This is a genomic window from Streptomyces venezuelae, from assembly GCF_008642375.1.
Lineage (GTDB): Bacteria > Actinomycetota > Actinomycetes > Streptomycetales > Streptomycetaceae > Streptomyces > Streptomyces venezuelae_G.
The window spans coordinates 6,440,749-6,463,200 of sequence record NZ_CP029194.1 but is presented as its reverse complement, the minus strand read 5'-3'; the positions used below and the strand labels follow the sequence as shown (position 1 = coordinate 6,463,200).

Here is a 22,452-nt window from a genome sequence, read left to right as displayed (position 1 = left end):
GCGAAACAGCACGACCCGGTGGGAAAATACGTCGCACCATGTCCTTCCTCCGCGCCCTGATCGGCGCCGTCCGTTCGGCCGGGCACACCCCGCGGTTCACCGCCGGGCTCGTGCCGGACGACGACGTGCTGCTCGACGCCCCGGACGAGCGGCTCGCCCCCGCCCTGGTCGCCGCCGCGCTGGCCGACCCGGAGCCCGCGGCGAAGCTGCTCGCCACCACCCGGGACGCCGCCGAGTGGGAGGACCGCGACCGGTACGTCACCCGGCTCGCCACCTTCGCGTACAACCGCGGCGACTGGCTGGCCCACTGGCTCGCCGTCGCCCCCGACGACCCCGACGCCCTGCTCGTCTCGGCCCAGCTCGCCGTCCGCAGGGCCTGGGAGTCCCCCGCCCGGGCCGAGCGGCTGCGCGAGCTCGACCCGCTGATCCGGAGGGTCACCGAGGAGGCACCGCACGACCCGGTGCCGTGGCGGCTCGCCCTCGACCACGCGCGCGGGGCGCACGCCGGACACACCGTCTTCGAGACGCTGTGGGAGCAGGCCGTGCGCCGCTCCCCGCACCACTACGGCAGCCATGTCGCGGCGCTCAAGTACCTGTCCGCGCAGTGGTACGGCTCGCACCGGGCCGCCTTCGACTTCGCCGAGCAGGCCGCCGACGACGCCGGCCCGGATTCGCTCGTGCGGGCTCTCCCGGTCCGCGCGGCCTACGACCGGCTCCGGTCGATGCCCAGGCCGGACCGTTCCGCCGCCGCCGTGCGGCTCGACCGGGCGGCCGACCGGGCGCTCGCGCTGTCGGCCGCCTTCCCGGCCGGCGACCCGTGGCCCGCCGAGGTGCGCAATCTGCTCGCGTACGTGCTGGTGGAGCGGGCGCGGTGGACGGACGCGCTGGACGAGTTCCGGCGGATCGGCCCCCACGCGACCTCCTTCCCGTGGGGTGCGCCGCGGGGCGCCGTGCAGGAGGATCCTCTCCGCCGGTTCCTGGCCGTACGGGACGTCGTGCGGGCCGAGTCGGCCGGCCGGACGCCCCTGTGGAGGCCCGGAGACGGACGGGCCGGACGGGGCGGTCGCGGCGGCCATTAGGCTTGCCGCCGTGACCACCGCTCGCCTGCCTCTCTTCCCGCTCAACGCGGTGCTGTTCCCTGGCCTCGTGCTGCCGCTGAACGTCTTCGAGGAGCGCTATCGCGCCATGATGCGGGAGTTGCTCACGATCGACGACACGGAGCCGCGCCGCTTCGCCGTCGTCGCCATCCGCGACGGGCGCGAGGTCGCGCCCACCGCTCCCGGGATGCCCGACCAGACCGCGCTGCCGGAGAAGGGCCCCGCGGCCGGCTTCGGCGCCGACCCGATCCAGGCCTTCCACCGGGTCGGCTGCATCGCCGACGCGGCGAGCATCCGCGAGCGCTCCAACGGCAGCTTCGAGGTCATGGCCACCGGGACGACCCGGGTCAAGCTCCTCTCGGTCGACGCGAGCGGGCCGTTCCTGGTCGCCGAGGTCGAGGAGATCCCGGAGGAGCGGGGCGAGGACGCGGGCACCCTCTCCGAGGGCGTGCTGCGGGCCTTCCGGAACTACCAGAAGCGGCTGGCGGGCGCGCGGGAGCGGTCGCTGACGACGAGCGAGCTGCCGGACGACCCGTCGGTCGTGTCGTACCTGGTCGCGGCGGCCGCGGTGCTCGACACCCCGTCGAAGCAGCGGCTGCTCCAGGCCCCGGACACGGCGACACGGCTGCGCGAGGAGCTGGCGCTGCTGCGCGCGGAGACGGCGGTGCTGCGGCATCTGCCCTCGCTGCCGGCGGTCGACCTGACCCAGGGTCCGACCAACCCGAACTGAGGAAGGGCGAGGAGCGCGTGGCGAAGAAGCAGAAGAAGAACAGCGGGGGCACTCCGGCGACGGTCGCGCTGACCACGGCCGGGACCCCGTACACCCTGCACGCGTACGAGCACGACCCGGCCTCCCCCTCGTACGGCGAGGAGGCGGCGGAGGCGCTGGGCGTCTCCCCCGACCGGGTCTTCAAGACGCTGGTGGCCGACGTCGACGGCGAACTGACGGTCGCGGTGGTCCCGGTCGCGGGGCAGCTGGACCTGAAGGCGCTGGCCTCGGCGGTCGGCGGGAAGCGGGCGGCGATGGCGGACCCCGCCGCCGCGGAGCGCACGACGGGGTACGTCCGGGGCGGCATCTCCCCCCTGGGCCAGCGCAAGCGGCTGCGTACGGTCCTCGACGCCTCGGCCTCGGGCCACGCGACGATCTGTATCTCGGCGGGCCGCCGCGGCCTGGAGGTCGAGCTCTCCCCCGCCGACCTGGCGGCCCTCACCTCGGCGGTCGTGGCCCCGATCGGCCGCGGCTGACGCTCAGAGGGACTTCTGCCCGGGCTCCGGGTCCGGCTGCGGCCCCCAGTGCTCCGGCTCCGGGTCGCGGGGGCCGAAGAGCGCCGTCAGCGCCAGGTGGACGATCATCGCCGCCAGCGGCCAGGCCAGCATGGCGGCAGCCGCCATGTTCAGTTCGAGGGGCGCCTCGAAGACGACGCCGGGGCCGACCGACTTCGCGTGGGCGACCACATCCCGGGTCGGGCCGAAGGAGGTCCCCACGCCCCAGGCGACCAGCGAGCCCAGGACCCCGCCGAGCGCCAGGCCCAGCACGAACGGGACCCCGCCCTTGCGGCGCAGCAGGAAGACGACGAGCGCGGCAACCGCCCCGAAGGCGAGGGCGAGGAGGACGAACGTCCCGTCCGCGCCGATCGCCGACTCGCCCTCGGAGTCGCGGAGGAAGACGCCCTTGCCGTCCGAGATCAGCAGGACCCTCGGGGACAGCCACAGCCACAGCACCCCGAGCAGCGCGCCCACCGCCGTCGAGACGAGGGCCACGACTCCCCCCAGCACGACCTCCGCCGACGTGATCGGGTCCCCGACGGGGCCCGGCTGCGACGGGGGCGGCGGGGGCCAGTCGGAGTCGTGCGGGGGCTGGTGAGGCGGAGTAAGAGGTGCGGTCACCCCGCCATCGTGCCAGGTGTGACTGTGGCCCGCCTCAGCGGACGGCCGCCCGCCGGTAGGCCCAGGTGGCGACCGCCAGGGACACCACGCCGACCGCCCCGCAGACGGCGAGGTCGAGGCCGACGGCCGCCCAGTCCGGGCGGGGGTCGAAGGTACGGGCCAGGGCCTCCACGCCGTACGTCGACGGCAGCAGGTCCCGCGCCCAGCCGATCGGCTCCGGCAGCCGCTCGGCCGGGAGCACACCGAGGAGCAGCGCCGCCGACATGCCTAGCTGGCCGAGGAGCGTGGCGAGCTCCTGCCGCGGGGCGAGCAGTCCGAGGGCGGCGCCGAGTCCGGCGAGCGCCGCCCCGGCGAGCGGGACCACGGCGCCGAGGATCCACAGCTGGCCGAGGGGCAGCCCGAAGAGCAGGGACCCGGCGACGGCGGTGACGACGGTCCCGGGCACGGTGAAGGAGGCGTACGCGCCGGCCGCACCGAGCACGACGGCGGCCGGCGGCACGGGCAGGGTGGCGTAGTGGTCGAGGCCGCCGCTCGCCCGCAGCTGCCCGAAGTACTGGGCGAGCAGGTTGAGCGCGACGAAGGCGACGACGAGGACGGTGGAGCCGGCCACGACGGCCCGCGCCTCGGAGCCGCCGTCGACGACCCCGCGCATCAGGACCATGATCCCGATCGACTGGAACGTGGCCACGAAGAGGAGCGGGATGCGGGCCACGCGGGCGCGCGAGAGCTGCGCGCGGTAGACGGCCGCCATGGCGGGCAGCAGCCGGGCGCGCGGGGCGAGCGGCGCGGCGCCGTCCCCGGCGTCCTGCGACCGGAGGGGAAGCGCGCCGGTCGGCAGGGCCTCGGCGGGCACGGTGCTCACTGCGTACAGCTCCTGAGGGTCACGTGCGGAACGTGGGGGGTCACGTGCGGAACGTGGGGGGTCACGTGCGGAACGTGGGGGGTCACGTGCGGAAGTTCGGGGCTCATGCCTTCACCAGCCCCCCGGACGCGCCGCCCAGCGCGAGGTAGACGTCCTCCAGGCTGGGCGTGGCCAGCGTGAAGTCGTCGAGCGCGGCGAAGGCGGCCCCGCCGGTGACGGTGGCGACGGCCGCGCGGGCGGCGTCGGGGGCGAGCCGGAGGCTCCAGCGCCGTCCGGTCTCCTGGGCGAGTGCGCGCAGGGCGGCGATCTCGGGCAGCTGGAGCGGCGGCGCCTCGCGCCACACCAGCTCGACGCGGACCTCGCCCGCGACGCGCTCCTTGAGTCCGGCGGGCGTGTCGCAGGCGATGACCCGGCCGCGGTCGAGGACCGCCACGCGGTCGAGGACGGTCTCGGCCTCGATGACGTTGTGGGTGACGAGCAGGACGGTCGTGCCGTGCTCGGCGCGCCGCCGGTCGACGGCGGCCCAGACGGCCCGGCGGGCGACGGGGTCCATGCCGGTGGTGGGCTCGTCGAGGACGAGGACCGACCGGTGGCCGACGAGCGCGGTGGCGAGGCAGGCGAGCCGCCGCTGGCCGCCGGAGAGCTTCTTGAGGGGCCGGCCGGCGAGCTCGGTGAGGCCGAGCTCCTCCAGGACGGCGTCCCGCTCGGCGCGCGCTTCGTGGGCGCCGAGCCCGCGCAGGCGTCCGGTGGTCTCGGCGGCGAGGGCGACGGTCAGCTCGTCGAGGGCGGTGGACTCCTGGCCGAGGTAGGCGAGGAGCCGGGACGCGCGCTCGGGGTGGCGCACGAGGTCGTGGCCGAGGAGCTCGACCGTGCCGGAGTCGGGGCGCATCAGCCCGGTGAGCTGGCGGACGAGGGTGGACTTGCCCGCCCCGTTGGGTCCGAGCAGGCCGAAGATCTCGCCGCCGCGCACGTCGAGGCTGATCCCGTCGGTGGCGCGCACCTCGGGGGTCGCGGGCGCACCGCGCCTGCCGCGCGTGGCGGGGTACGTCTTGACCAGATCCCGCACCACGCACACCGTATTCACGGGGCAAGAGCCTACGTGGTCGCCGGGCCCGCTCCGGGCGCGGGGGCTTGTTCGGCGGCGGCCCGGACGTCGATCTCCCGCCAGAAGCCGGCCCTGATGGCGTACCGGTCGTGCTCGTCGATCTGGTCGTCCTTGTGGGCGAGCAGACCGAACCGTGCCGCGTAGCGGAGGAGTTCGCCGTCGATGCGGTGCGGGATGCGGGGATAGAGGGTGGAGAGCTTCTGGACGTGGCTCTGCTCGGGGAGCCGCTCCATCCAGCGGCGGGCGAACACCTGCCCGACTTCGAAGGGGTCGCCGCCGACGGTCGTGATGTCCTCTTCGCGGTCCGCCCAGCGCTGCTCGGCGCTGGTGAGCAGGGCGAGGGTGGGCAGGGTCGCGGTCTCGGCCGGTTCCCCGAGGGCGGAGGTGGCGGGGCGGTCGATCCAGCCGCGGTCGGAGGACCAGCGGAGCGCGCTCGCGCCCTGTGGCACCGGGGTGAGCGGCCCGCCCGAGCCGTTGGCGCCGCCCGGTCCGCGCAGTCCCGCGAGGTCCTTGGGCGTGGGGACGCCCTTGCCCGTGCCGGGGGCGGGGACGCCGTGGGCGTGGCCGTTGGAGGGGGCGGGCGCCTCGGCCGGGGCCGGTCCGCTTCCGTTCCGCTCGGCCGACGCGGCCTCGGCGGCCCGTTCGGCGGAGGCCGCGAGGGCCGCCTCGGGCAGCGGCGCCGAGAGGATCGCGGCGATCTCGGGGCGCGGGGCGGGCGGGGGCGCGCAGATGCCGGTGAGGTCCCTGGCGCGGACGGCCCGGGTGATCCACGTCCGGTCGAGGACCCGCCGCTCGTCGGCCTCGGCGACGAGGTCCTCGGACTGGTTGTAGTCGCCGTCGGCGGCCTGGACGGCCCACAGGTGGACCGCGACGCCGTGTTCCTTGGCGGACATGAGGCCGGGCAGCAGATCGCCGTCGCCGGTGACGAGCACGATGTCGGAGCAGGCCCTGTTGCGGGCGAGCTCGGTCAGCTCGGTGTGCATGGCCGCGTCGACGCCCTTCTGCGCCCAGCGTCCGTCGCTCCTGGTCAGGGCACCGAGCCGGACGGTGACCCGGGGCATCACGCGCAGTCTGCGGTGCTCGGGCTGCGGCACCCGGTCGGGTGCGCCGTCGAACCAGTAGATCCGCAGGAGGGGCAGCGCGGTCTCCGCCTCGGCGCGCTCACGCAGCTGCTGGATGAGCGCGGCGTGGTCGACAGAGATTCTGGAGCGGGCCGGTTCCCCGGCGAGGAGACTGGCGGCGGCGCCCAGCAGGTAGCCGGCGTCCACCAGGACGACGCAGCGGTCCACGTGTTCCACCCTCTTTCGGGAACCTCGGGGTCGGACTCGGGGGTCGGAAGGTGCTCCGTGTCTTCGTTCTCTTCGAGTCTGCCCGACCGCCGCGGGCTTGACGGTCGGAACTGGATCATCGGCGTGGCGGATATCACGTCCGCCCGGCCCTTACGTTCCGTAATGATCCAAAATGCGGCCCCTTCGTGCGTGTGTGAATCTGACAGCGGCCCTGGCCCCTAGGTCCCTTTGAGGAGGCATCATCCCCATGGCCAAGAACCGCAAGCAGGACCGTATGCAGCAGAAGGCATCGGCAGCAGAGCGTGGCACCCAGCAGGCGCAGCAGTCCGCGATGGAGTCGCAGGCGGAGCAGCGCGCCACCCAGGTGACCCCGGGTGACATGGCACGGAAGGGCCGTCAGAAGCGCTTCGGCCACAACTGACGCGATCCACGGCAAAGGGGCGCGCCCGTGACGACGGGCGCGCCCCTTGCGCGTGCGTGCGGAGGACCCCGGCTGACGAGGGCCGGCCGACGAAGGTCAGCCGGCCAGGCAGGACGGGCCGAGCAGCACCTTCAGGTCGCCGAAGAGGGCCGGATCGGCCGTCACCCGGTGCCGGTCGAGCCGGAGCACGGTCGTGGTCCGGGGGCCCTGGAGCTTGATCCGCACCTCGGTGTTGCCCTTGTGGTGCTTGAGGATCTCGCCGAGCCTGCTGACCATCGGCGGGGTCACCTTCACCGTCGGGATGGTGAGGATCACCGGCGCGTTTGTCCCGGCGTTCGACAGGTCGGGGACCATCAGCTCCATGGCGACGAGCCGGGGCACGTCCTCGCGCTTGTCGAGCCGGCCCTTGACGAAGACGACCGTGTCCTCGACGAGCTGGGTGGAGACCAGCTGGTAGGTGGCCGGGAAGAACATGCACTCGATGGAGCCGGCCAGGTCCTCGACGGTGGCGATCGCCCAGGCGTTGCCCTGCTTGGTCATCTTGCGCTGGAGGCCCGAGATGATGCCGCCGATGGTGACGACCGCGCCGTCGCTGTGCTCGCCGCCGGTGAGCTGCGAGATCGCCGCGTCCGTCTTGTCGGAGAGGACGTGCTCGATGCCGAAGAGCGGGTGGTCGGAGACGTAGAGGCCGAGCATCTCGCGCTCCTGGGCGAGCAGGTAGGACTTCTCCCACTCGACGTCGGAGAACTCGACGTCGAGACCGAAGCCGGGTTCGTCGTTCGCCTCCTCGCCCATGCCGCCGAAGAGGTCGAACTGTCCCTCGGCCTCCTTGCGCTTGACCGCGACCACGTTGTCGATCATCGGTTCGTGGTGGGCGACCATGCCCTTGCGGGTGTGGCCCATCTCGTCGAAGGCGCCGGCCTTGATCAGCGACTCGATGGTCCGCTTGTTGCAGACGACGGCCTCGACCTTGTCGAGGAAGTCCGGGAAGGAGCTGTACTTCCCCTTCGCCTTGCGCGACTTGATGATCGACTCGACGACGTTGGTGCCGACGTTCCGCACGGCGGAGAGACCGAAGAGGATCACGTCGTCGCCCTGGGCGGCGAAGTTCGACTCGGACTCGTTCACGTTCGGCGGGAGCACCTTGATGCCCATGCGGCGGCACTCGTTGAGGTAGACGGCGGACTTGTCCTTGTCGTCCTTGACCGAGGTGAGCAGACCGGCCATGTACTCGGCGGGGTAGTTCGCCTTGAGGTAGGCGGTCCAGTAGGAGACCAGGCCGTACGCGGCGGAGTGCGCCTTGTTGAAGGCGTAGCCGGCGAAGGGGACCAGGACGTCCCAGAGCGCCTGGATGGCCTCGTCGCTGTAGCCGTTCTTCTTCGCGCCCTCCTGGAAGATGACGAAGTTCTTCGCCAGCTCCTCGGGCTTCTTCTTGCCCATGACGCGGCGCAGGATGTCGGCCTCGCCGAGCGAGTAGCCGGCGATGATCTGCGCGGCCTTCTGCACCTGCTCCTGGTACACGATCAGGCCGTAGGTGACCGCGAGCACCTCTTCGAGCGGCTTCTCCAGCTCGGGGTGGATCGGGGTGATCTCCTGCTGCTTGTTCTTGCGCAGGGCGTAGTTCGTGTGCGAGTTCATGCCCATCGGGCCCGGCCTGTACAGGGCGGACACGGCGGAGATGTCTTCGAAGTTGTCGGGCTTCATCAGCCGCAGCAGTGACCGCATGGGGCCGCCGTCGAACTGGAAGACGCCGAGGGTGTCACCGCGGCAGAGCAGTTCGTACGTCTTCGGGTCGTCCAGCGGGAGGGCCAGCAGGTCGAGCTCGATGCCCTTGTTGGCCTTCACCATCTTGACGGCGTCGTCCATGATCGTGAGGTTCCTGAGGCCCAGGAAGTCCATCTTGATCAGGCCGAGCGACTCGCACTGGGGGTAGTCCCACTGCGTGATGGTGACGCCGTCCGTGTGCCGCACCCAGATCGGGGCGTGCTCGACGATGGGCTCGCTGGACATGATCACGCCGGCCGCATGCACGCCCATCTGCCGGACCAGGCCCTCGACGCCCCGGGCCGTGTCGATGACCTTCTTGACGTCGGGCTCGTTCTCGTACATCGCGCGGATCTCGCCGGCCTCGCTGTAGCGCGGGTGCGAGGGGTCGGTGATGCCGTTGAGGTCGATGCCCTTGCCGAGGACGTCGGCGGGCATGGCCTTGGTGAGCCGGTCGCCCATGGCGTAGGGGTAGCCGAGGACGCGCGCGGAGTCCTTGATGGCGTTCTTCGCCTTGATCTTTCCGTAGGTGCCGATCATGGCGACCTTGTCGGAGCCGTACTTCTCCGTCACGTACCGGATCACCTCGACGCGCCGGCGCTCGTCGAAGTCGATGTCGACATCGGGCATCGAGATGCGCTCGGGGTTGAGGAAGCGCTCGAAGATCAGTCCGTGCGGGATCGGGTCGAGGTCGGTGATGCCCATGGCGTACGCGACGATCGAGCCGGCCGCGGAGCCCCGGCCGGGGCCCACGGCGATGCCCTGCTTCTTCGCCCACATGATGAAGTCGGCGACGACGAGGAAGTAGCCGGGGAAGCCCATCGAGATGATCGTGTCCATCTCGTACTCGACCTGCTTCAGGCGGTCCTCGGGGATGCCGCCGGGGAACCGGCGGTGCATGCCCCGCATGGTCTCCTCGCGGAACCAGGTGACGTCGGTGTAGCCCTCCGGGATGTCGAACTTCGGCATGAGGTTCTTCTCGACGAACATGCCGTCGGTGTTGATCTGCTCCGCGACCAGGAGGGTGTTGCGGCAGCCCTCCTGCCAGGCGTCCGACGAGTCGATGGCGTACATCTCGTCCGTGGACTTGAGGTAGTAGCCGGTGCCGTCGAAGCGGAAGCGGTCCGGGTCGGAGAGGTTCTTGCCGGTCTGGATGCACAGCAGGGCGTCGTGCGCGGCCGACTCGTGCGCGTACGTGTAGTGCGAGTCGTTGGTGACGAGCGGCGGGATGCCGAGCTTCTTGCCGATCTCCAGGAGCCCGTCGCGGACCCGGCGCTCGATCTCGATGCCGTGGTCCATCAGCTCCAGGAAGTACCGGTCCTTGCCGAAGATGTCCTGGTACTCGGAGGCGGCCTTGAGGGCCTCGTCGAACTGGCCGAGGCGCAGCCGGGTCTGGAGCTCTCCGGAGGGGCAGCCGGTGGAGGCGATGAGCCCTTCGGACCACTGGGAGATGGTCTCCTTGTCCATCCGGGGCCACTTCTGCAGCCAGCCCTCGGCGTACGCGTCGGAGGAGAGCTTGAAGAGGTTGTGCAGCCCGGTGGAGTTCGCCGCCCAGATCGTCTTGTGGGTGTAGCCGCCGGAACCGGAGACGTCGTCCCGCTTCTGGTGCGGCTGGCCCCACTGGATCTTGCGCTTGTTGCGCCGGGACTCGGGGGCGACGTACGCCTCGATGCCGATGATCGGGGTGACCCCGGCCTTCTTCGCCGAGTGGAAGAAGTCGTACGCCCCGTGCAGGTTGCCGTGGTCGGACATGGCGATGTGGGTCATGCCCATCTCGTTGCACGCGTTGAACATGTCCTTGAGCCGCGCGGCACCGTCCAGCAGCGAGTACTGGGTGTGGACGTGGAGGTGCGTGAAGGGCGGCTTGGTCACGGCGGGGGCCTCCAAAAACACGGAGTGACAGGCTGCGGACAGTCTGGGGGGACAGCGTGGAAGTCTACGTCGCGCGACTGACAGACGACGGGCACTCGGGGCTAGGGTCGCGCGTTGAGAGACACGGAACACCTGTCCAAATTGTCATGAACAGTCTTGCAGCACGTCCGGTACCAGGAGGCACCTCGATGTCGGTCCCCCAGCCCACCGTCGCGGAGCGCGGTGAGCACATCCTCGCCGTCTTCGACACCGCCTTCGGCGAGCTCCTCGCCGCCGACCCCGCCGCCTTCCGCGTCAAGTTCCGGAAGATGGCCGGCTCCGCCTTCGCCTTCTACCGGGGGACGGCCTGCCTCTTCTACTCGGACCTGGAGAAGGAGAGCGCCGGGCAGGTGGGCGGGAGCGCAGGTGTCGGCCCCTACCTGGACGAGCGCACCGGCCGGGTCTGGATCCACGGCGATCTGCACGCCGAGAACTTCGGCACGTACATGGACGCCAACGGCCGGCTGATCTTCAATGTCAACGACTTCGACGAGGCCTATGTGGGGCCCTTCACCTGGGACCTGAAGCGGCTCGCCGCCTCGCTCGCCCTGATCGGCTACGCGAAGGCGCTCAGCGACGAGCAGATCACCAAGGGGGTCCGCATCTGCGCCGCCGCCTACCGCGAGCGGATCCACGCGCTCGCGACCGGCGCGGGCGAGGACGAGGTGCCGCCCTTCACCCTGGAGACCGCCGACGGCGCGCTGCTGAGCGCCCTGCGCGCCGCCCGGGCACAGACCCGCTTCGGGCTGCTCGACTCGATGACGGAGATCCGCGACTTCGAGCGCCGCTTCGCGGGCGGCGGGGGCACGATCGACCTGGACGCGGCCACCCGGTACAAGGTCCTGGCCGCCTTCGACGGCTATCTGGAGACCCTGCCGGAGGCCAGCCTGGTCCGGCCCGACTCGTACCGGGTGAAGGACGTCGTCGGGCGGCGCGGGATCGGCATCGGATCGGCCGGCCTCCCCTCGTACAACATCCTGCTGGAGGGGCACAGCGACGCCCTGGAGAACGACGTCGTGATCTATCTGAAGCAGGCGCAGACCCCGGCGGTCTCCCGCCATGTCACGGACCCGGCGGTACGGGACTACTTCAAGCACGAGGGCCACCGCACCGTGATCTCGCAGCGGGCGCTCCAGGCGCACGCCGACCCCTGGCTGGGCTGGGCGGAGCTGGACGGCGCCGGGCAGCTGGTCGCGGAGGTCTCGCCGTACGCGGTGGACCTGGACTGGTCGGACATCGACGACCTCGACGAGATCGCTGCGACCGTCGCGGACCTGGGCAGGGCGACGGCGACCATGCACGCGGCGGCGGACGAGTCGAGCGGGCATTCGCTGGTGCCGTTCTCGACGGAGCGCGCCATCGACGCGGCGATCGCGGCCGACGAGGAGGGCTTCGCCGAGCTCCTGGTGGACTTCGCGCACACGTACGGGGCCCGGGCCCGGGCCGACCACCAGATCTTCGTGGACCTCTTCCGCAACGGCCGGATCCCGGGGCTGTAGGCACCGGGGCGGCAGGGGCCCGAGGGGCAGGGTGGGGCGGTTCACAGACTGCCTTTAGCGACCCCTTACGGCACGACATGGCACACTCCACGACGATGGACATGGCAGGGACGCAGCTGAGAGCGCTGCGGGCGGCGTTCTTCACGGCACTGGTCGTGACGCTGTCCGTGGCGTCCCACGTGCTGCTCTCCGGCGTGCCGCTGCCCCTGGGGACGGTCGTCCCGGTCGCGGCCGGCGTCTTCGCCGTCGCCTACGCGCTGGCCGGCCGCGAGCGCGGCTTCGGCCCGATCGCCGGTCTCCTCGTCCCGCTGGAGCTGGCGGCCGACACCCTCTTCACCAGCGGGCAGGTGGTCTGTTACGGCGCCGCCGGCGGCCCGGTCACCGGTTCGCTGCGCGCGGTCGGCGTGGAGGTCTTCTGCGGCGGCGCGGTGGGCGCTCCGCTGCCCGGCGTGGCCGCCCCCGAGAGCGGTACCGCGGCCGCCCTGCTCGACTCCCCCGACCCGGCGCTGCCGTGGCTGCTGCTCCTGGCGCACGTCGGTGTCGGGCTCGCGGCGGCTTCCTGGCTGCGCGGCGGGGAGCGGGCGCTCGCCCGGCTGCTCGGCGCGGTGGCCGCCTTCGCGTTCCGGCCGCTGCTGCTCGTGGCGGCCTTCTTCCGCGGCGGCGGTACGGCTCCGAGCCCGGCCGGCCGGCCCACGGAGCGGACCCGGTCGTCCCGTGTCCGTCTCCTCGTGCACTCCGTGGGGCGGCGGGGGCCGCCGTTCCCGGGCTTCGCTCTCGTCTGAGCGACCCCGGCACAGCGGTCCCCCCTCTCTTCCTCACACTTTTCACGGAGATCACGATCATGAGCGCACGCAACAGCCAGTCCAACAAGGCCGCCGCCCGCGAGCGGCTGCGCGTCGAGCGCGAGCGCCAGGCGAAGAAGGACAAGGCGCGCCGACAGCTCGTCGTCGCCGTCTCGGCCGTGGCCGTCCTGGCCGCCGCCGGCGGCATCGGCTACGCGGTCGTGCAGTCCAACAAGCCCACGCAGTGGGAGGCGGCGGCCGAGGCGACGACCGTGAAGGCCCCGAAGAACACCTCGGGCACGAACGGCACGACGGTCGTCATCGGCAAGTCGTCCGCGGAGAAGACCCTGGAGCTGTACGAGGACTCGCGCTGCCCCGTCTGCGCGACCTTCGAGCAGGGTGTGGGCGCGACGATCGAGAAGGACGTCGAGGCCGGCAAGTACAAGATCAAGTACGTCGGCGCCACCTTCATCGACAACGGCGTCCCCGGCGAGGGCTCGAAGAACGCCCTGTCGGCCCTCGGCGCGGCCCTGAACGTGAGCCCCGAGGCCTTCCTGAAGTTCAAGTCGGCGCTCTACTCGACGGAGTTCCACCCGGAGGAGAGCCAGGACAAGTTCGCCAAGGACTCCTACCTCCTGGAGATCGCGGACTCGGTCCCGGCCCTCAAGAGCAACGCCGAGTTCAAGAAGGACGTCGAGAACGGCACGTTCGACGCCTGGGCGATGAAGATGTCCAAGGCCTTCGACGCGAGCGGTGTGCAGGGTACGCCGACGCTGAAGATGGACGGCAAGACCGTCACCGCGCAGGGCACCGACAGCCCGCCGATGACCGCCGACCAGTTCACGACGGCGATCGACGCGGCCCTCAAGGCCTGATCCGCGAGACCCCTCTCGCCCGTCGCCCGGCCCCGGACCTCCTGAGGTCCGGGGCCGGCGGCGTACAGGCGAGGGACGGGCAAGGGACAGGCAAGGAATGGGTGAGGGACTGGCGAGGTACGGGCGGCATACGGGGCGGGACACGTCCTGTGGGCGACAAGTCGACGAACTTCCGGAATTCACCTGACCAACAGGCCTACCCGTCAGTAATCTGACTGCCCGTGACCAGTCAGTTCATATCTCCTGCCCCCAGTCGTCGCACGGTCGTCAAGGCCGCCGCCGTCACCGCCGTCGCCGCGCCCGCCCTGCTGGGCGCCGCCTCCCCCGCTCTCGCGGACTCCGGGGCACCCGCCTTCCTCCACGGTGTCGCCTCCGGCGACCCGCTGCCCGACGGCGTCCTCCTCTGGACGCGCGTCACCCCCTCCGCCGAGGCCGTGCCCGGATCCGGGCTCGGCCCGGACGTCCCGGTCGGCTGGGAGCTCGCCGAGGACCGCGGCTTCGCCCGTGTCGTCGCCTCCGGTTCGACCACGGCGAGCGCCTCCTCCGACCACACCGTGAAGGCCGACGTGCGGGGCCTGCGCCCGGCGACCGCCTACTGGTTCCGCTTCACGGCGGGCGACGCCGTCTCGCCGGTCGCCCGCACCCGGACCGCGCCGGCCGCCGACGCCGCCACCCCCGGGGTCCGCTTCGGCGTGGTCTCCTGCGCGAACTGGGAGTCCGGCCACTTCTCCGCGTACCGCCACCTCGCCGGCCGCGCCGACCTGGACGCCGTCCTCCATCTCGGCGACTACGTCTACGAGTACGCCAGCGGCGTCTACCCGGAGGCGAAGGACACCGTCCGGCAGCACGAGCCGCGCCACGAGATCGTCTCGCTCGCCGACTACCGCACCCGTCACGGGCACTACAAGACGGACGCCGACCTCCAGGCCCTGCACGCCGCCCACCCGGTGGTCGCGATCTGGGACGACCACGAGTTCGCCAACGACGCCTGGACCGGCGGGGCCGAGAACCACACCCCCGGCGCCGAGGGCGAGTGGGCTGCCCGGGTGGCCGCCGCCAAGCAGGCGTACTTCGAGTGGATGCCGGTCCGCGCCTCCACCGAGGGCACGGTCTTCCGGCGGCTGCGCTTCGGCAGACTGGCCGATCTGCACCTGCTCGACCTCCGCACGTTCCGCTCCGCCCCGGCGAAGACCGGCAGCGGCACGGTCGACGACCCGGAGCGGTCGATCACCGGCCGCGCCCAACTGGACTGGCTCAAGGCCGGTCTCGCGGGTTCGGACGCGACCTGGCAGCTGGTCGGCACCTCGGTGATGATCTCGCCCATCGCCTTCGGCGCCCTGCCGGCCAACCTCCTGGAGCCGCTCGCCGAGCTGATGGGCCTGCCGAAGGAGGGGATCGCGGTCAACGTCGACCAGTGGGACGGCTTCACCGACGACCGCAAGGAACTCATCGGACACCTGACCTCGCGGGCGATCCGCAACACGGTCTTCCTGACCGGCGACATCCACATGGCCTGGGCCAACGACGTACCGGTGAAGGCGGCGACGTACCCGCTGTCGGCCTCGGCGGCCACCGAGTTCGTCGTCACCTCGGTGACCTCGGACAACCTGGACGACATGCTCAACGTGGCCCCGGGGACGCTCTCGGTCGTCGCCGCCGGCGCCGTGAAGGCCGCCAACCGCCATGTGAAGTGGGTGGACATGGACCACCACGGCTACGGCGTGCTCGACGTGACCTCCGAGCACTCGCAGATGGACTACTACACGGTCTCCGACAAGACGGATCCGGCGGCGACGAGCGCCTGGACGCGCTCGTACCGGACCAAGAACGGAACCCAGCGTGTCGAGCGGGTGTACCAGCCGGTTCGCTGACGGGTTCCTAACGGCGATTTTCAGCCATGATCTCTTCTGTTAACGGGAGATCACATCGCTACGGCGGGTGGCGAGTTTCGGAGATCGAATCCGGACACACCACCCGCCACCGCCACCTCATCCGTTACGTCGAGGTCTCAAACTCCGGAACGGGCACAAGAATTTTTTCCCGATGTACCGAATTGCCCCACGAATGATTGGGCTTGATCACTCCTCAACTACGTCTGACATGGCCGCGTAATCTCCGGGCCGTGGCGAGGAAGTTCCTCTCCCACCCTCCCCCACGAGGAGTCACCGTGCGTGCTCTTGCCCGTATATCGCCCCGTATGTCACGTCGTATTTTCGGTACCGCCGTCATGGCCGGAACGTTGGCCCTGGCTCCGCTTTCCGCCCCCGTCGCCACCGGCGCGTCGACCGCCACGCTGGCCGGCGCCTCCGCCGAGGAGTGCGTCGACGACCACTCCGACCACGCCGGCGTCTCCGGCGCCCGCAAGGCGCGCGGTGCCGACAGCCACGCCGCCGAGCCCAACGAGCTCTCGGCCGCCAAGGCCAAGGCCATGGACGACGACCTGAAGAAGAAGCTGGCCTCGGCCGCCGTCCAGGGGCGCCTCAGCGCCGCCGCGGACGCCGCCGCCGTGGTCAACATCCCCGTCTACTTCCACGTCATCCACAGCGGCACGACGGGCAAGCTGTCCGCCACCCAGATCAACAACCAGATGGCGGTCCTGAACGCGGCGTACGCCGGCCAGGGCACCGGCAACGTGAACTCCAACTTCCAGTTCACGCTGGCCGGTACCGATTACACGGACAACGCCTCCTGGTACAACCTGGCTTCCGGCTCCACCGCCGAGAAGACGATGAAGCAGACCCTCCGCAAGGGCGGCGCCGGCGCGCTGAACTTCTACACCGCCAACCTGAGCGGCGGCCTCCTCGGCTGGGCGACCTTCCCGTCCTCGTACGCCTCGAACCCGTCCATGGACGGTGTCGTCGTCCTGGACTCCTCCCTCCCCGGCGGCTCCTCGGCCAACTACAACGAGGGTGACACCGCGACCCACGAGGTCGGCCACTGGATGGGCCTCTACCACACCTTCCAGGGCGGCTGCAACGGCGCCGGTGACTCCGTCGCCGACACCCCGGCCGAGAAGAGCCCCGCGTACGAGTGCCCGACCGGCCGTGACTCCTGCGCCTCCAAGGCCGGCGTGGACCCGATCCACAACTTCATGGACTACACGTACGACGCGTGCATGTACCAGTTCACCGCCGGTCAGGTGACCCGGATGAACCAGTTCTGGACCTCGTACCGCGCGGGCTGACCCACCCCGGACAACACCGAGGGCGCGACGGGAGGAGACTCCCGCCGCGCCCTCGGGCGTGCTTCCTACAGGCTGTCCAGGAAGGACAGCGCCACCGACCAGGTCCGCTCGGCCGCCTCCGCGTCCCAGTCGGGCAGCTCCGGGTCCGTGTACACGTGCCCCGCGCCCCGGTAGCGGTAGATCTCCACGTCCGCCCCGGCCTTGCGCATCTGGAGGTACCAGGACGACAGCCAGTCGTCCGTCTCGAAGGGGTCCGGCTCCGCCACGTGCAGCTGTACGGGCAGCTCGTCCACCGACGCGGACTCCGCGAGGTCCGAGGTGCCGTGGAACAGCAGCAGCCCGCGCGCCTTCTCGTCACCGAGCGCCAGGGTCTGGGCGATCGAGGCCCCGAGCGAGAGGCCCATGTAGACCAGGCCCCGCTCGGAGTAGGGGGCGGCGGCCAGGACCGCCCGCTTCAGCAGCTCGTCCTTGCCGATCTCGTCCCGGAGCGCCACGCCCTCCTCGACGGTCCCGACCGTCTTGCCGTCGTACAGGTCGGGCGTCCAGACCTGGTGCCCGGCGGCCCGGAGCCGCTCGGCGGCGGCCTCGACGGAAGGGGTCAGCCCGTAGGCCGAGTGGAAGAGCATGATGTCCATGCGTCCCATCCTGCCACCCGGCCCGGACCGCACCGATCACCCGGTCCGCCGGCCTCACCGCATGCTGCGCACGTCCAGCTGACGCAGCACCCGGTCCACCACCTCCGGGTCGGCACCCGGCTCATTGCGCGCCGAGAGGACCTCGTGCCGGGCGGCCGACATCAGCTCCCGCTGGATCCGCTGCACCGCCTTGAACCGCTTCGTCCGCTCGACGAAGGCGGCCCTCCGCTCCTCGTCGACCATGTCCGGACTGATCCGCGCCCCGATGTCGTACGCCCCGCGCAGCAGCCGCTCCTGGACCTCCTCGGGCAGCTCCTCGACCTCCTCGATCTCCTTGAGCCTGCGCTTGGCGGCCTTCGCGGCCCGGATGGCGAGATCCCGCTCAAGGGCCCGCTCCGCGTCGGCATCGGCCCGGACCCCGAGCTTCCGGACCAGCCACGGCAGGGTGAGCCCCTGGAAGACGAGCGTGGCGATGATCACGCAGAAGGCGATGAAGACGATCTCGTCCCGGCCGGGGAAGGGGTCGCCGTCGTCGGTACGGAGCGGGATGGCGAGCGCCAGCGCCACCGAGGCCACCCCGCGCATCCCCGCCCACCACATGACGACGGTCTCCCGCCAGCTCATCGGGATCTCCTCGTCGATGTCCCGGCGCGTGTGGAGCCGCTTGGCCAGCCAGGTGGCGGGCAGCAGCCACAGCAGCCGGACCCCGACGACCACCGCGACCACGGTGGCGCCCCAGCCGAGCATCTCCCAGCCACGCCCCTCGGCCACCCCGAAGACGTGGACGAGCTCCAGACCGATGAGCCCGAAGGCGATGCCGGTGACGAGGGTGTCCACGATCTGCCAGAAGGTCTGTCCGGCGAGCCGGCCCATGACGTCGTCGGCGTCGGCCGCGTGCTCGGCGAGGAAGAGCGCGGTGATCAGCACCGCGAGGACGCCGGAGCCGTGCAGCTCCTCGGCGAGGACGTAGCTCACGAAGGGGACGAGGAGGGTGAGCCCGGTCTGCAGCGTGGCGTCCCCCAGGAGTCCGATGAGCTTGTTGGTGAGCCAGCCGAGCACCAGGCCGAGGATCGTGGCGACCACCGCGGACAGCACGAACTGGCCGATCGCCTCGGGCCAGGAGAAGGAACCGCTGACGACGGCGGCGATCGCCACGTGGTAGAGCACGATCGCGGTGACGTCGTTGAAGAGGCCTTCGCCCTCCAGGATCGACACGAGCCGCCGCGGCAGCCCGAGCGAGCCGGCGACGGCGGTCGCCGCGACCGGGTCCGGCGGCGCGACGAGGGCGCCGAGCGCGATCGCGGCGGCCAGCGAGATGCCCGGCACGAGCACGTGCGCGACCGCGCCGACGGCGGCGGTGGTCACGAAGACGAGGGCGACCGCCAGCAGGAAGATGGGCCGTCTGTTCGCCGCGAACTGACGCCAGGAGGTGCGCTGCACGGAGGCGTACAACAGAGGCGGCAGCACCAGGGGGAGGATGAACTCCGGCGGGATCTCGACGCTCGGCACGAACGGCAGGAAGGCCAGCACGATCCCGATGAGGGTCATCAGGACGGGAGCGGGCAGTCCGAGCCGATCACCGAGGGGCACGGTGAGCAGAGCGCCGAGCAGCAGCAAGAACAACAGGGCCAATTGATCCACGGACACACCCTGTCACGTATGTCCGTTTTCACAGCGACTGCCCCCTGTGGACGCCCGCGCGCGGCGGGTGTGACAGGGGGCAGGGGACGCCCTCGGTGAGGCGGGGTCCTACAGCGAGCGCCGCATGGCCCGGTGCGGCATGTCCGCGTCCTGGAACTCGGGGCCGTACGCCTCGTAGCCGAGCCGCTCGTAGAAGCCCAGCGCGTGGGTCTGCGCGTGCAGGTCGACGGCGGTCAGACCGCGCTCGCGCGCCGCGTCCTCGATGCCCCGCACGACGGCCGCGCCGATGCCGAGGCCGCGCGCGGCCTCGGAGACCGCGAGCCGGCCGAGCGAGCCCACCGAGGTGTCGGCGCCTGTCCTGCCGACCGCGTCCGCACCGAACAGAAGCCGGCCGGTGCCCAGCGGCAGCCCGTCCTCGCGCACCGCGAGCACGTGCACGGCGGTGGCGTCGTGCACGTCGTACTCCAGCTCCTGCGGAACACCCTGCTCCACCACGAAGACCTCACGGCGGACCAGGAAGCAGGCCTCGCGGTCCTCGGGGGCGAGCGCCTCACGGACGCTGTACGCGGTGGTCACCGGCTCTCCGAGGCGATCCGGTCCAGGGCCTTCTGGAGGTCCTCCGGGTAGGTGCTGGCGAACTCGACCCACGAACCGTCGCCGGGGTGCTCGAAGCCGAGGCGGACGGCGTGCAGCCACTGCCGCGTCAGGCCGAGGCGCTTGGCGAGGGTCGGGTCGGCGCCGTAGGTGAGGTCGCCGACGCAGGGGTGGCGGTGGGCGGACATGTGCACCCGGATCTGGTGGGTGCGGCCCGTCTCCAGCTTGATGTCGAGCAGCGAGGCCGACCGGTACGCCTCGATGAGGTCGTAGTGGGTGACGGAGGGCTTGCCCTCGGCGGTGATCGCCCACTTGTAGTCGTGGTTCGGGTGCCGGCCGATCGGCGCGTCGATGGTGCCGCTCATCGGGTCGGGGTGGCCCTGGACCAGCGCGTTGTAGCGCTTGTCGACCGTGCGCTCCTTGAACTGGCGCTTGAGCGAGGTGTACGCGTACTCGGACTTGGCGACCACCATCAGGCCGGAGGTGCCGACGTCGAGGCGGTGCACGATGCCCTGGCGCTCGGCGGCGCCGGAGGTGGAGATGCGGTACCCGGCGGCGGCGAGGCCGCCGATGACCGTGGTGCCGGTCCAGCCGGGGCTGGGGTGCGCGGCGACGCCGACCGGCTTCATGATGACGACGATGTCGTCGTCGTCATGGACGATCTCCATGCCCTCGACGGGCTCGGCGACGATCTGCACGGGCGCGGGCGCCCCCGGCATCTCGACCTCGAGCCACGCGCCGCCGCTGACCCGCTCGGACTTGCCGACGACGGAGCCGTCGACCTGGACCTTCCCTGAGGCGGCCAGCTCGGCCGCCTTCGTGCGGGAGAACCCGAACATCCGGGCGATGGCGGCGTCGACTCGCTCGCCCTCCAGGCCATCGGGAACGGGCAGCGTGCGGATCTCGGGACTCGTACTCACCCGTCGAGTATGCCTTGCGCGGGAGGTGCTCCGTACTGGCCGGGCTCCCCGCCCGCTCCCGCTCAGTCCTTGTGGACGGTCCCGTCCGGGTCCACGCCCCGGAAGGAAAGGAACACGATGAGGATGCCGCCGCAGACGATCGCCGAGTCGGCGAAGTTGAAGACGGCGAAGTGCGCGGGGGCGATGAAGTCCACGACCGCGCCCTCGAAGACGCCCGGCGAGCGGAAGATCCGGTCCGTGAGGTTGCCGAGCGCGCCGCCGAGCAGCAGACCGAGGGCGATGGCCCAGGGCAGGCTGTAGAGCTTCCGCGCCAGCCGGAAGATCACGATGATCACGACGGCGGCGATGCAGGTGAAGACGATCGTGAAAGCCTCGCCCATGCCGAAGGCGGCGCCCGGGTTCCGGATCGCGTCGAGGCGCAGCAGATCGCCGATCAGCGGAATCGCCTCACGGCCCTCCAGCTTGGCGACGACCAGCATCTTGCTGCCCAGGTCGAGCAGATAGGCCAGCACGGCCACCACGAGCAGCGCGACGATCCTGCGCCTGCCCTTGGGCTGCTCCTCGGGAGCGGCCGTGCCGTCGTCGGAGGCGGCCGACTCGTCGGCCCCTGCTGAATCCGGCGTACCGATGATGCGCTCCGCCTCTGCCACGTGAGTGAGTCCCTCGACCTCGATGCCTGACCGTGCCCCGAGGGTACGGCACAGGCGTACGAGACCGGCAGCCGAGATCGTCAGCCGCGCCGCTCCTGGCGCTGCTTGTCCTCGACGCAGAGGGTGGCCCGGGGGAAGGCCTGCATCCGCGCCTTGCCGATCGGCTTCCCGCACACCTCACAGAGGCCGTAGGTGCCCGCGTCGAGCCGCTCCAGGGCGTGCTCGGTCTGCTCCAGCATCTCCCGGGCGTTGGCGGCGAGCGCGAGCTCGTGCTCGCGCGTGATGTTCTTGGTGCCGGTGTCGGCCTGGTCGTCGCCCGCGCCGTCGCCCGAGTCCCGCATGAGGCCGGTGAGCTCCTCGCGCGAGTGGACGAGCTCGCTGCGCAGCCGCAGGACCTCCGCCTGGAGCGAGCTGCGGGCCTCCTCGACCTCCTCCGGCGTCCAGGGGTCCTCGCCGGGGCGCACCGCGAGCTCACCGGTACGGGCCGAGGGCACCGCGGCCTCGTCCTCTGCGGTCGTCACGCCACCCGCGGTCTTCTTCGCTGCCACCGTCCTGGCTCCTGTCTGCTTCTTCGCGGCGGTCGCCTTCCTGGCGGCCGTCTTCCTCGCCGCGGCCTTCTTGGCCGGGGCGTGCGCGGCGGGGGTCTCCTCGGCGGCCTCCGCGACCACGGCCGCCGCCTCGGGGGCAGGGGCCGCCTTACCCGCCTTCTTCGCCGTGACCTTCCTGCCGACCGCCTTCCCGGCGGTCGACTTCTTCCCGGCCACGTCCTTGCCGTCCAGGGCCGCCGCACCGGTGGAGACGGCGGTCGAGGACTTCTTCGCGGCGGTCTTCTTCGCCACCATGTCGCGGCCCCTTCACATTTTGTGATCTTGCTCGCGAATCGTGCTGGGACGATAAATCGGCCCAAGGCCCGCGGCAACGGGGCACGCCGCCGTTCCCACCCGCCCCCGCTCCCTGCGGGGCGGGCCTGCCTCCGTTGTGCCCAGCTCCCCGCCGGGTAATCCGACCCGCCCCTCCCCCACATGGCCGTAACGGAACTCCGCCGCGGCTCGTATGGCCATTCGGGTGGCGGTCCGGGCCGCCGACCGGGGCTCGGGAAACAGGGTCGGCCACCCCCCGTCGCGGCCCGTACACTGGGCACAGCGAAAGGCTTGGATGGGGACGAGTAGCGTCGTACGCAGCCATGAGCGACCCGGGGACGGTGAGAGCCCGGGGGCGAGCCCGATGTGAAGCATCACCCCGGAGCCGTCGGAAGAAAGCCGTGCGAGAGCGCGGTGACTAGACCCGGCGTCGCGACCCCAATGAGGGGGCTCAGGGCGCGTGCCTGCCCGGAGCC

Annotated in this window: 20 protein-coding genes; 9 read left to right on the top strand and 11 right to left on the bottom strand. The window is 71.5% G+C overall.

Annotation, left to right across the window (positions count from 1 at the left end; genetic code table 11):
- Positions 1-38: 38 nt before the first annotated feature.
- The 3 genes from DEJ46_RS29555 to ybaK are packed head-to-tail and all read left to right on the top strand — an operon-like array spanning position 39 to position 2,342.
- A complete protein-coding gene (locus tag DEJ46_RS29555) occupies positions 39-1,079 on the top strand; it encodes a hypothetical protein (RefSeq protein WP_150271219.1) in 1,041 nt (346 codons plus the stop codon).
- Positions 1,080-1,089: 10 nt separating this feature from the next.
- Entirely contained in the window at positions 1,090-1,827 is a 738-nt protein-coding gene (locus tag DEJ46_RS29550; protein WP_150271217.1) for an LON peptidase substrate-binding domain-containing protein, read from the top strand.
- Between the two features lie 17 nt (positions 1,828-1,844).
- Positions 1,845-2,342 carry a Cys-tRNA(Pro) deacylase gene (ybaK, locus tag DEJ46_RS29545; RefSeq protein WP_150271215.1) on the top strand — a complete coding sequence of 166 codons (498 nt, stop codon included), beginning with the start codon at positions 1,845-1,847 and terminating at the stop codon, positions 2,340-2,342.
- A gap of 3 nt (positions 2,343-2,345) precedes the next feature.
- Here the strand turns inward: ybaK and DEJ46_RS29540 are convergent, their stop codons facing one another.
- From DEJ46_RS29540 to DEJ46_RS29525, 4 genes are all read right to left on the bottom strand, one after another.
- Positions 2,346-2,984, bottom strand: a complete 639-nt coding sequence (locus DEJ46_RS29540) for a DUF2567 domain-containing protein (RefSeq protein ID WP_150271213.1) — start codon at positions 2,982-2,984, stop codon at positions 2,346-2,348.
- Positions 2,985-3,018: 34 nt separating this feature from the next.
- A complete protein-coding gene (locus DEJ46_RS29535) occupies positions 3,019-3,846 on the bottom strand; it encodes an ABC transporter permease (RefSeq protein ID WP_150271211.1) in 828 nt (275 codons plus the stop codon).
- A gap of 103 nt (positions 3,847-3,949) precedes the next feature.
- Complete coding sequence (locus DEJ46_RS29530) at positions 3,950-4,921, bottom strand: ABC transporter ATP-binding protein (protein ID WP_190623284.1); 972 nt, start codon at positions 4,919-4,921, stop codon at positions 3,950-3,952.
- Between the two features lie 20 nt (positions 4,922-4,941).
- Complete coding sequence (locus tag DEJ46_RS29525) at positions 4,942-6,249, bottom strand: NYN domain-containing protein (RefSeq protein ID WP_150271210.1); 1,308 nt, start codon at positions 6,247-6,249, stop codon at positions 4,942-4,944.
- A gap of 238 nt (positions 6,250-6,487) precedes the next feature.
- Between DEJ46_RS29525 and DEJ46_RS39330 the strand changes: the two genes are divergently transcribed.
- Complete coding sequence (locus DEJ46_RS39330) at positions 6,488-6,661, top strand: hypothetical protein (RefSeq protein WP_190622960.1); 174 nt, start codon at positions 6,488-6,490, stop codon at positions 6,659-6,661.
- Positions 6,662-6,757: 96 nt separating this feature from the next.
- Here DEJ46_RS39330 and dnaE read toward each other — a convergent pair whose 3' ends face one another.
- On the bottom strand, positions 6,758-10,297 hold the full coding sequence (gene dnaE, locus DEJ46_RS29520) for a DNA polymerase III subunit alpha (RefSeq protein ID WP_150271208.1): 3,540 nt from the start codon (positions 10,295-10,297) through the stop codon (positions 6,758-6,760).
- A 188-nt stretch (positions 10,298-10,485) separates the two neighbouring features.
- Between dnaE and DEJ46_RS29515 the strand changes: the two genes are divergently transcribed.
- The 5 genes from DEJ46_RS29515 to DEJ46_RS29495 all read left to right on the top strand — a co-directional run bounded on the left by DEJ46_RS29515 (position 10,486) and on the right by DEJ46_RS29495 (position 16,676).
- Positions 10,486-11,835, top strand: coding sequence for a DUF2252 domain-containing protein (locus DEJ46_RS29515; RefSeq protein ID WP_150271206.1), 1,350 nt, complete (start codon positions 10,486-10,488; stop codon positions 11,833-11,835).
- 95 nt (positions 11,836-11,930) lie between these two features.
- On the top strand, positions 11,931-12,617 hold the full coding sequence (locus tag DEJ46_RS29510) for a hypothetical protein (RefSeq protein ID WP_150271204.1): 687 nt from the start codon (positions 11,931-11,933) through the stop codon (positions 12,615-12,617).
- 59 nt (positions 12,618-12,676) lie between these two features.
- Positions 12,677-13,492: a DsbA family protein gene (locus tag DEJ46_RS29505; RefSeq protein WP_150271202.1), complete on the top strand. Its 816-nt coding sequence runs from the start codon at positions 12,677-12,679 to the stop codon at positions 13,490-13,492.
- A gap of 221 nt (positions 13,493-13,713) precedes the next feature.
- The gene (locus DEJ46_RS29500) at positions 13,714-15,363 is read left to right on the top strand and encodes an alkaline phosphatase D family protein (RefSeq protein WP_150271200.1); all 1,650 of its coding nucleotides are present in this window, start codon (positions 13,714-13,716) and stop codon (positions 15,361-15,363) included.
- A gap of 356 nt (positions 15,364-15,719) precedes the next feature.
- Positions 15,720-16,676 carry a zinc metalloprotease gene (locus DEJ46_RS29495; RefSeq protein WP_150271199.1) on the top strand — a complete coding sequence of 319 codons (957 nt, stop codon included), beginning with the start codon at positions 15,720-15,722 and terminating at the stop codon, positions 16,674-16,676.
- 65 nt (positions 16,677-16,741) lie between these two features.
- Here the strand turns inward: DEJ46_RS29495 and DEJ46_RS29490 are convergent, their stop codons facing one another.
- The 6 genes from DEJ46_RS29490 to DEJ46_RS29465 form a co-directional block, all read right to left on the bottom strand.
- A complete protein-coding gene (locus tag DEJ46_RS29490; protein ID WP_150271197.1) occupies positions 16,742-17,311 on the bottom strand; it encodes a dienelactone hydrolase family protein in 570 nt (189 codons plus the stop codon).
- A gap of 54 nt (positions 17,312-17,365) precedes the next feature.
- A complete protein-coding gene (locus DEJ46_RS29485) occupies positions 17,366-18,952 on the bottom strand; it encodes a Na+/H+ antiporter (RefSeq protein ID WP_150271195.1) in 1,587 nt (528 codons plus the stop codon).
- Between the two features lie 108 nt (positions 18,953-19,060).
- A complete protein-coding gene (locus DEJ46_RS29480) occupies positions 19,061-19,528 on the bottom strand; it encodes a GNAT family N-acetyltransferase (RefSeq protein WP_150271193.1) in 468 nt (155 codons plus the stop codon).
- Positions 19,525-20,466 (bottom strand): RluA family pseudouridine synthase, encoded by a 942-nt coding sequence (locus DEJ46_RS29475; RefSeq protein ID WP_150271191.1) that lies wholly within the window; start codon positions 20,464-20,466, stop codon positions 19,525-19,527. Before DEJ46_RS29475 ends, DEJ46_RS29480 begins: the two co-directional genes overlap by 4 nt.
- 62 nt (positions 20,467-20,528) lie before the next feature.
- Positions 20,529-21,116 (bottom strand): signal peptidase II, encoded by a 588-nt coding sequence (lspA, locus tag DEJ46_RS29470; RefSeq protein ID WP_150271189.1) that lies wholly within the window; start codon positions 21,114-21,116, stop codon positions 20,529-20,531.
- An 80-nt stretch (positions 21,117-21,196) separates the two neighbouring features.
- Positions 21,197-21,958, bottom strand: a complete 762-nt coding sequence (locus tag DEJ46_RS29465; protein WP_150271187.1) for a TraR/DksA family transcriptional regulator — start codon at positions 21,956-21,958, stop codon at positions 21,197-21,199.
- Between the last annotated feature and the right edge of the window lie 494 nt (positions 21,959-22,452).